Annotated in this window: 7 protein-coding genes; 5 read left to right on the top strand and 2 right to left on the bottom strand. The window is 52.4% G+C overall.

The window, feature by feature from the left end; translation table 11 throughout:
- Positions 1-171 precede the first annotated feature (171 nt).
- The 4 genes from HMPREF3164_RS10295 (at position 172) to HMPREF3164_RS10280 (ending at position 2,986) form a co-directional block, all read left to right on the top strand.
- On the top strand, positions 172-837 hold the full coding sequence (locus HMPREF3164_RS10295; RefSeq protein ID WP_070450881.1) for a hypothetical protein: 666 nt from the start codon (positions 172-174) through the stop codon (positions 835-837).
- Positions 838-1,142: 305 nt separating this feature from the next.
- On the top strand, positions 1,143-1,559 hold the full coding sequence (locus HMPREF3164_RS10290) for a hypothetical protein (protein ID WP_141744132.1): 417 nt from the start codon (positions 1,143-1,145) through the stop codon (positions 1,557-1,559).
- Positions 1,560-1,585: 26 nt separating this feature from the next.
- A complete protein-coding gene (locus HMPREF3164_RS10285) occupies positions 1,586-2,269 on the top strand; it encodes a hypothetical protein (RefSeq protein ID WP_070450877.1) in 684 nt (227 codons plus the stop codon).
- A gap of 72 nt (positions 2,270-2,341) precedes the next feature.
- Positions 2,342-2,986, top strand: coding sequence for a hypothetical protein (locus tag HMPREF3164_RS10280; RefSeq protein WP_070450874.1), 645 nt, complete (start codon positions 2,342-2,344; stop codon positions 2,984-2,986).
- A 121-nt stretch (positions 2,987-3,107) separates the two neighbouring features.
- Here the strand turns inward: HMPREF3164_RS10280 and HMPREF3164_RS10275 are convergent, their stop codons facing one another.
- Positions 3,108-3,590 (bottom strand): hypothetical protein, encoded by a 483-nt coding sequence (locus HMPREF3164_RS10275; protein ID WP_070450871.1) that lies wholly within the window; start codon positions 3,588-3,590, stop codon positions 3,108-3,110.
- A 162-nt stretch (positions 3,591-3,752) separates the two neighbouring features.
- Positions 3,753-5,615, bottom strand: a complete 1,863-nt coding sequence (locus HMPREF3164_RS10270) for an alpha,alpha-phosphotrehalase (RefSeq protein WP_070450868.1) — start codon at positions 5,613-5,615, stop codon at positions 3,753-3,755.
- 379 nt (positions 5,616-5,994) lie between these two features.
- On the opposite strand from HMPREF3164_RS10270, the gene ilvD reads away from it, so the two are divergent.
- Positions 5,995-7,839: a dihydroxy-acid dehydratase gene (gene ilvD, locus HMPREF3164_RS10265; RefSeq protein ID WP_070450865.1), complete on the top strand. Its 1,845-nt coding sequence runs from the start codon at positions 5,995-5,997 to the stop codon at positions 7,837-7,839.
- The last annotated feature ends 90 nt before the right edge of the window (positions 7,840-7,929 follow it).

The raw sequence follows: 7,929 nt of genomic DNA, 5'->3' as shown, positions 1-7,929 counted from the left end.
GAGGATCAGAACTTGATTCAGGAGTATGTGTCATCCGGTCGGGCGCGTGAGATTTGTTTGGAGCAAAGCGGTTTTGTTTTCCCTGAGAATGATAATAGCCCTTATAAAGATTCGTCTGAGGAAGACTCATCTAATTAATGGATAGGCTCTTCATGGTTCAGGCGGGCTGTTATGGATAACGCATTTCTAGGTCCTATAATCTCTGCACTAGGCAGAAGTTTTCTGTCGAAGCGTAATCAGAATAAAACTAGTAAATCTAATGTTCACCGCATTGGACTGCTGATAATTGCAGCTTATGGGTCATGGATTGCAGGTATTGGTGCGCTTATTCTATTTATTGGTAATACGGTGAATAGTGGCGGAAATTCATTAGAAACATTTATAGCTTTTGGGGTAGCAGAATTCCTTTTTATATTTTTCGGTTTCATGTTTTATGTATGGTATCGGAATGCTTATGTGAAGATTACGCGTACTTATGTGTTGCGTCGTGATTTATTAAGGCGTGTTCAGAAGGTTTATTTTAAAGATGTGAATATGTTTCGCGCATATGGTAATCGTGAGGAAGCTGGGATAGTTTTATTTAGCGACAGCTCGACAGGTACAGGGTCGGTACTTGTAACGAGTGTGCAAGCTAGTTTGCTGTATATTCAGGCCCAGATGGTGTTTCGTATAGAGCAGGAGCGTTGGGCTGAGGCTGACTCGGATGACGATCAGAATATACTGAGGGATTATATGCGTTCGGGCCAGGCGTGGGAGATGGTTATGTCTTCTGGCGGGGCTAATTTCTCTGAAAACGGTAAGAAATCTTCTGAGAGTTCGTCTGATGAGCGCAACTAATTCACCTTTGGCGGTTTACTATGGATAACGCATTTTTGGGTCCCCTACTTTCTGCTTTTGGGCGGAGTTTTCTGTCGAAACGTAATCGAGGGAAGTCTACAGGTAAAAAGAATATACACCGGATGGGATTTTTGCTGGTTGCCGCTTGGGGATTTTTCATCGCGAGTATTGTGGCGTTGATAATATTTATTGTCGATTTCTCTAGGGGGTGGCTTAATTCTGGTGGAATTATAGCTTTTATTGCAGCAGAATTGGTTATCATTTTTAGTTGTCTATTGTTTTATGTGTGGTATCGGAATGCGTATGTGGAGATTACGCGTACGTATGTGTTGCGGCGTACTTTTCTCCGGTTTGTTGAAAAGGTTGAATATCGTCGTATTCGCAAATATGGATATCACGAGAGGTACGATCATAATAATAATTTTGAGGATGGTTTATATTTGGGTGGTCCCCTAGTAGAGGGGCATAAGTATTCTGCTGAGTCTGTAGAGCTTCATAGTAACTGGGTGAATATGTCGTATGTGTTGGGGCAGCTTGCGTTTCGTATTGTGAATGAGCGGTGGGCGGAAGCTGAGTCTGACGAGGATCAGAACTTGATTCAGGAGTATGTGTCATCCGGTCGGGCGCGTGAGATTTGTTTGGAGCAAAGCGGTTTTGTTTTCCCAGAGAACGATAATAGTCCATACAAAGATTCGTCTGAGGAAGACTCATCTAATGAGTAGGATCTTCATGGTTCAGGCGGGTTGTTATGGATAATGCGTTTTTGAGTCCTATTCTTTCCGCTTTAGGTCGTACCTTTTTGTCGAAGTATAACCGGGGCAAGAAGGTAAATTCTAATATTCAGCGTATGCCTCTGATGATTATTATGGCCTGGGGTATTTGGATTTTTAGTGTTGCTTTAGCAATATTTTTTACTGGGAGCACTATTAACGGTGGTGGTACTACTTTTACCGGCATTATGATATTCGCGGTCGGTGAGGTTGTTCTTATTCTGCTTGGTCTGTTGTTTTATGTGTGGTATAGGAATGCGTATGTGGAGATTACCCGTTCGTATGTATTGCGGCGAGATCTTTTTAGGTTTATTGAGAAGGTTGAGTATCGTCGTATTCGTAAGTATGGGTATCATGAGAGGTACGATCATAATAATAACTTTGAGGATGGTTTATATTTGGGTGGTCCCCTAGTAGAGGGTCATAAGTATTCTGCTGAGTCTGTAGAACTTCATAGTAATTGGGCTAATTTTGGGTATGTATTGGGGCAGCTTGCGTTTCGTATTGTGAATGAGCGGTGGGCGGAAGCTGAGTCTGACGAGGATCAGAACTTGATTCAGGAGTATGTGTCATCCGGTCGGGCGCGTGAGATTTGTTTGGAACAAAGTGGTTTTGTTTTCCCAGAGAATGACAATAGTCCATACCGGGAAAGTAAGGAGTAATTTTACAGACGTACCAGATTATCTTACTGTCAATCCTTGCAATAAAAATGAATGAAGAAAGGAAAATTTATCATGGAAGATTTTCAGCCTTCTAAAATGTCAAACGGTCTTAAAGCATATCTGTCGAAGAGTAGTCAGAAGAATGATCCAGACAACTTTAAGGAACAACGCATAAAACCTCTTGGTCTCGTGCAGTTTTTACTAAGCCTAGTTGCTATGGGTATCATGTTTTTTGCATCCTTATATAGTTCCACGAACATATATGTCTCTATTGCTATTATGTTTGTTGTTGCAATAATAGTTATTGGCGTAACTTTAATTTATTTCAATACATATATAATGATAACCCGAAGCTTCGTTGAAACTTGTACTTTCAAGGGGCATAAAAAGAAAATCGAATATAGGAACATTACGGGATACAAGGTTTATGATGACGGTTATGAAACCGGAATTGTCCTGCAGGGGAGCGGCAAAATAGTCAATAATGGGCGAGATATAAACTCTGTGCAGGCATCAAGCGTGTGCGCCAACCTGGCCTATCTCCAAGCCCAGCTAACCTTCCGCATCCTGAATAACCGTTGGGCTAAAGCCCACTCTGAGGACGACCAGAAACTACTTTTCGACTACATTGACTCGGGCCGGGCGCAAGAAGTGTGCATGTCCCGCGGCGGTACCGTCTTTTCCAATGCGCAGGACGACCCTGCGCCTACGCACTAATTCTTCCGGGCGCATAAAAAGAGCCTTGATGATGGATAAAGAGTTGGAAATCCCGCTTTATTCATCATCAAGGCTCTTTTGACGGTTTGACGGTCGGAGAAACTGGAGAGGGGAGAGGAGTCTAAGCGACCGGGAGTTCCGTGAGGGAGAGGCCTACCCGCAGGTCACCGAGCGCATCCGTCAGGTATTCGATGCCAGCCTCTAGGGAATCCAGTACATCCTCGCCCGCGCTAGAGACCACCACCGACGTCACGATGCCCCAACCAGCCTTACCGTTCGATGGCACGCTGAACCTGCCTAACCCAACAGCCCGTGCTCCCTCATGGATCCCGGCGAGCGCCACCTTGCCCCGCTCGGATGCGGGCACCACGCCCACCGTAAACCCGCCCGCATAGTAGGGGCGCGCAAACCCCAGAACCGGGTCAATCGCGTGCCCATCGGCGCAATCGTCATGAGTGAGGGAGCCCAGGAAGACGCGTACTGCATCCAAAATCTGCCGTTGGGATGCGCCACCCGGCACCTGAGCCACGTCAACCCGCACGCTCAGAAGCAAGTCAAGGTCGGCACGTTGGAAGGTCTCGGAAGGCATGTAATCAAAACTCATGCTCCCACTTTAACCGCCTTGTAAACCGCGAGCAGGTCGTTTTTTGCCGAACAGGTAGGAAAATCACACCTGCTCGGACCAAAAACCACCTGCTCGCGCTTGTAGCCATACAGATAAATGCCCGTGTAGCCGCGCGGGTAACCGAGCAATTAATCTGACGAGCTAAGAAGAAGCTATGGGCTTTTCCACGATCAGAGCCAGTGACTCGTAGGGACGCAGCGTAACCTCAACCTCGTGGGGATCTGGGCCGGAAATACCGCTAATCTGACCGAGCGGATTCTTGTAATTACACAAAAGCACCCGTGCAGACCGTGCGTCCGCTGGAACTCGCGAGCCTTCACCGTCGGTGAGCGCGTCCAGAACCTCGCCCGGCATGAACTCGGCGGGAACACGCACCGCCGTCTCGTCCCCAAAGAAATTGTTGAGCACCAACAGCCGTGTGCGCGTGCCCTTAGTGATGTGTTCGCGCAAGTACCCGAAGACCCGCTCATGGCTGAGCGCATAGGGCGCGTAACTGCCTTCAGAAATCACAGGGTACTGACCGCGCAGGCGAATCAGCTCGCGATAGTACGGCAAAATCACCCCGTCACGTTCCTCATCCGCCACCGAAATACCCGCGCCGGTTGCCGCATACACACTGGGCGCGGGCGCCAGCCAGGGGGCAGCGGTACCAAAACCAACAGTGCCGTAATCCCCACCGGAACCAGACTCCCACTGCATGGGAACACGCGAATTATCTCGTGCCTTGGCGCGCACAACCTCAAGCGCCTCACCCTCCGAGAGACCCCGCGCACGCAGGGTCTTAAAAGCGTTATGGGCCTCAACGTCCACGTAGTCGTCAATCGAAGAATACACCGGGTCAATCATGCCGATCTCTTCGCCCTGATAAATATAGGGGGTGCCGCGCAGCAGGTGAATCACGGTCGCCAGCATGGTCGCAGATTCCGCCCGGTACCGCTGAACGTCGCCAAAACGGTTGAGCGCGCGGGGCTGATCATGATTATTCCAAAACAGCGCATTCCACCCGCCGCCTGCCTGCATGCCCAGCGCCCAATCGTTGAGCAGACCCTTCAGCTCAGCAAAGCGGAACGGCACCTTCGACCACTTCTCGCCGTCCTCATAATCCACCTTCAGATGGTGAAAACTAAACACCATGTCGAGCTCGCGGTTCTCAGGGTTGGAATAGCCCACGCAGTTCTCAATGCTCGTCGAGGACATTTCACCCACGGTTACGGTATCCCCATACCGCCCGAACGATGCGCGGTTCAGCTCCCGCAGACGCGTATGCACGATGGGCGTGTCGGTATACAGGGTCTTATCGATAACCCCGGCGGGCGCATCCTCAAGCTCTTCGGACTTGCCGATCACGTTAATGACGTCGAAGCGGAACCCGCGAACACCCTTGTCATACCAGAAATTGACGACCTTATAGAGCTCCTCACGCACGGCAGGGTTGTACCAGTTCAGATCAGCCTGTGTGACGTCGTAAAGGTGCAGATAGTACAGCGGCGCCCCCGATTCGTCCCGATAAACCTCACCCGCCGTATCGGTGAAAGGCGCCCAGGCCGAACCGCCAAATTTCGACTCCCAGTTCGTGGGCGGAACCACCGTGCCGTCAGACTGAACCCGCCCCGGGCGAAGATAGAAATAATCCCAGTACTCGCGCTCGCCCGCCTGCGCCCGCCTAAACCACTCATGCTCGGTCGAAACATGGTTGAGCACCATATCGAACATGACCCCGATGCCGTGCTCCCCGAAAGCGGCGATCATCTCTTCGACGTCCTCCATCGTGCCCAGCTCGGGGTTAATGGCGTAGTAGTCGGAAATGTCGTAGCCGTTATCGTGCTGGGGCGAGGCGAAGAACGGGTTGAACCACACCATGCCCACTCCCAGCGATGCCACATAGGGCACCTTCTCGATAATGCCGCGAATATCGCCGGTTGGCCGCCCGTGCGCAGAATAGAATGACTTCGGGTAGATTTGGTAGATCACGGTGTTGCGGAAGGAGGCGGGGGAGTGAGACATAGAAGATACATCCAATGGAGAAGATAAGGGGGGGCGGCCGTACGAGTCTTCGTGCGCTTGCGTAGCGTTTGTTCGCTAGCTGGCGCAAATCACGCGGCGGGAGTTCTTACCCCACCAGCATAGGGGGCATAATAGACTCATTCCACGCTGCACGGGGATATATTCTCAAGGGGGCAAATCTGCCGCAGATCCGGCATCCTTGCCCGCCCCGCGGCATAAGGTGAGCGCCGCATCCACACTCACCCTTTGGCGCGCCGCAGGCACAGCTCATGACCAAGCATCACGGTATGCCAATATATGAAACCAAAGTAACCCTTCGATGATTGGGCGCACGCCTGCGCGTAGAATCTATAGATGCATCACAACGGAAGGTAAAGACATGCCCGAATTACGCTCACGCACCTCAACTCACGGTCGTAATATGGCGGGTGCCCGCGCTCTATGGCGCGCAACCGGCATGGGTGATGATGATTTCGGCAAACCGATTATTGCGATTGCCAACTCTTACACCCAGTTCGTGCCCGGTCACGTGCACCTGAAAAATATGGGCGACTTGGTGGCTGGCGCTATTCGTGAGGCTGGCGGCGTGGCGAAAGAATTCAACACCATTGCGGTTGATGACGGCATTGCGATGGGCCACGACGGCATGCTCTATTCCCTGCCCTCACGCGACCTCATTGCCGACTCGGTCGAATACATGGTGAACGCTCACCGCGCGGATGCGCTCGTGTGTATCTCGAACTGCGACAAGATCACCCCCGGCATGCTCTTGGCGGCGATGCGCCTGAATATCCCCACAATTTTCGTTTCGGGCGGCCCTATGGAATCCGGCGAGGGCGTTGAAGGCGTTGTGGAGCACCGCCTGGATCTGGTGGATGCGATGGTCATGGCGGTGGACGATTCCGTGAGCGATACCGCGCTCGCCCAGATTGAGAAGAACGCCTGCCCCACGTGTGGTTCATGCGCGGGTATGTTTACCGCAAACTCCATGAACTGCCTGAACGAGGCGATTGGTCTGGCGTTGCCCGGCAACGGTACCACGCTTGCGACCCAGATCGCGCGTAAAGAGCTGTTTTTGCAGGCGGGTAAGCGCATTGTTGGTCTGGCGAAGCGCTACTACGAGCAGGATGACGAGTCAGTTCTGCCCCGTTCGATCGCCACCAAGGAAGCCTTCGAGAACGCTATGGCGTTGGATGTGGCTATGGGCGGTTCGACCAATACCGTGCTGCACTCCCTGGCTATTGCGCATGAGGCCGGCGCTGACTTCACGCTGGACGATATCGACCGTATTTCGCGCCATGTGCCCTGTCTGGCGAAGGTTGCGCCGAACTCTACGAAGTATCACATTGAGCATGTGCACCGTGCGGGCGGTATCCCCGCGCTGCTGGGTGAGCTGAACCGTGCCGGGCTGCTGCACAAGAACGTTCATTCTGTTCATGCGGATTCGCTGGACGAATGGCTTGCCGAATGGGATATCCGTTCCGGTACCGCGAGCGAGCAGGCTCACGAACTGTTTCTTGCCGCACCCGGCGGGGTGCGCACCACGCAGGCGTTCTCGACCGCGAACAAGTACGAATCGCATGAGACGGACGCCGAAAACGGGTGCATTCGCGCTGTGGAGCATGCCTACACGAAAGACGGCGGTCTGGCGGTTTTGCGCGGCAATATCGCCCAGAACGGCGCGATCATCAAATCCGCCGGTATTGATGAAGAACTCTTCCACTTCGTGGGTAAGGCATTTGTGGTTGAGTCGCAGGATGAAGCCGTGTTTGAGATTCTGTCGAAGCACGTGAAACCCGGCGATATTGTGGTGATTCAGTATGAGGGTCCGAAGGGCGGTCCCGGCATGCAGGAGATGCTGTACCCCACCTCGTACCTGAAAGGCCTGGGCTTGGGCAAAAGCTGCGCACTCATTACCGACGGGCGTTTCTCGGGCGGTACTTCGGGCATTTCGATTGGCCACGTTTCGCCGGAGGCTGCCGCCGGTGGTGCTATCGGCCTGTTGGAAACCGGCGACGAGATCGAGATCGACGTGCACAACCGCATCCTGCGGGCGAATGTGCCGGACGAGGTTTTGGAGGCGCGGCGCAAGGCGAAGGGCGCCCTCCCGTGGAAGCCCACCAAGCCGCGCGAACGTCAAGTCTCGAATGCGCTGAAGGTTTACGGGATGCTGGCCGCCTCTGCCGATAAGGGCGGGGTGCGCATCCTCCCGGAGGGAATCTAATCGCCTACTGACCGAGCATAAAAAGAGCCTTTATTTGAATAAAGCGGCGAAAAACCCTCTTTATTCAAATAAAGGCTCTTTTTAGCAGAG

The sequence above is a fragment of the Rothia sp. HMSC08A08 genome, from assembly GCF_001808385.1.
GTDB lineage: Bacteria > Actinomycetota > Actinomycetes > Actinomycetales > Micrococcaceae > Rothia > Rothia dentocariosa.
The sequence above is the reverse complement of the archived record's forward strand: the minus strand, read 5'-3'. Positions and strand labels throughout refer to the sequence as shown.

Coding starts and splice junctions, on each gene's coding strand:
- HMPREF3164_RS10295 (WP_070450881.1), top strand. CDS start 172: ATGGATAACGCATTTCTAGGTCCTATAATCTCTGCACTAGGCAGAAGT.
- HMPREF3164_RS10285 (WP_070450877.1), top strand. CDS start 1,586: ATGGATAATGCGTTTTTGAGTCCTATTCTTTCCGCTTTAGGTCGTACC.
- HMPREF3164_RS10280 (WP_070450874.1), top strand. CDS start 2,342: ATGGAAGATTTTCAGCCTTCTAAAATGTCAAACGGTCTTAAAGCATAT.
- HMPREF3164_RS10275 (WP_070450871.1), bottom strand. CDS start 3,590: ATGAGTTTTGATTACATGCCTTCCGAGACCTTCCAACGTGCCGACCTT.
- HMPREF3164_RS10270 (WP_070450868.1), bottom strand. CDS start 5,615: ATGTCTCACTCCCCCGCCTCCTTCCGCAACACCGTGATCTACCAAATC.
- ilvD (WP_070450865.1), top strand. CDS start 5,995: ATGCCCGAATTACGCTCACGCACCTCAACTCACGGTCGTAATATGGCG.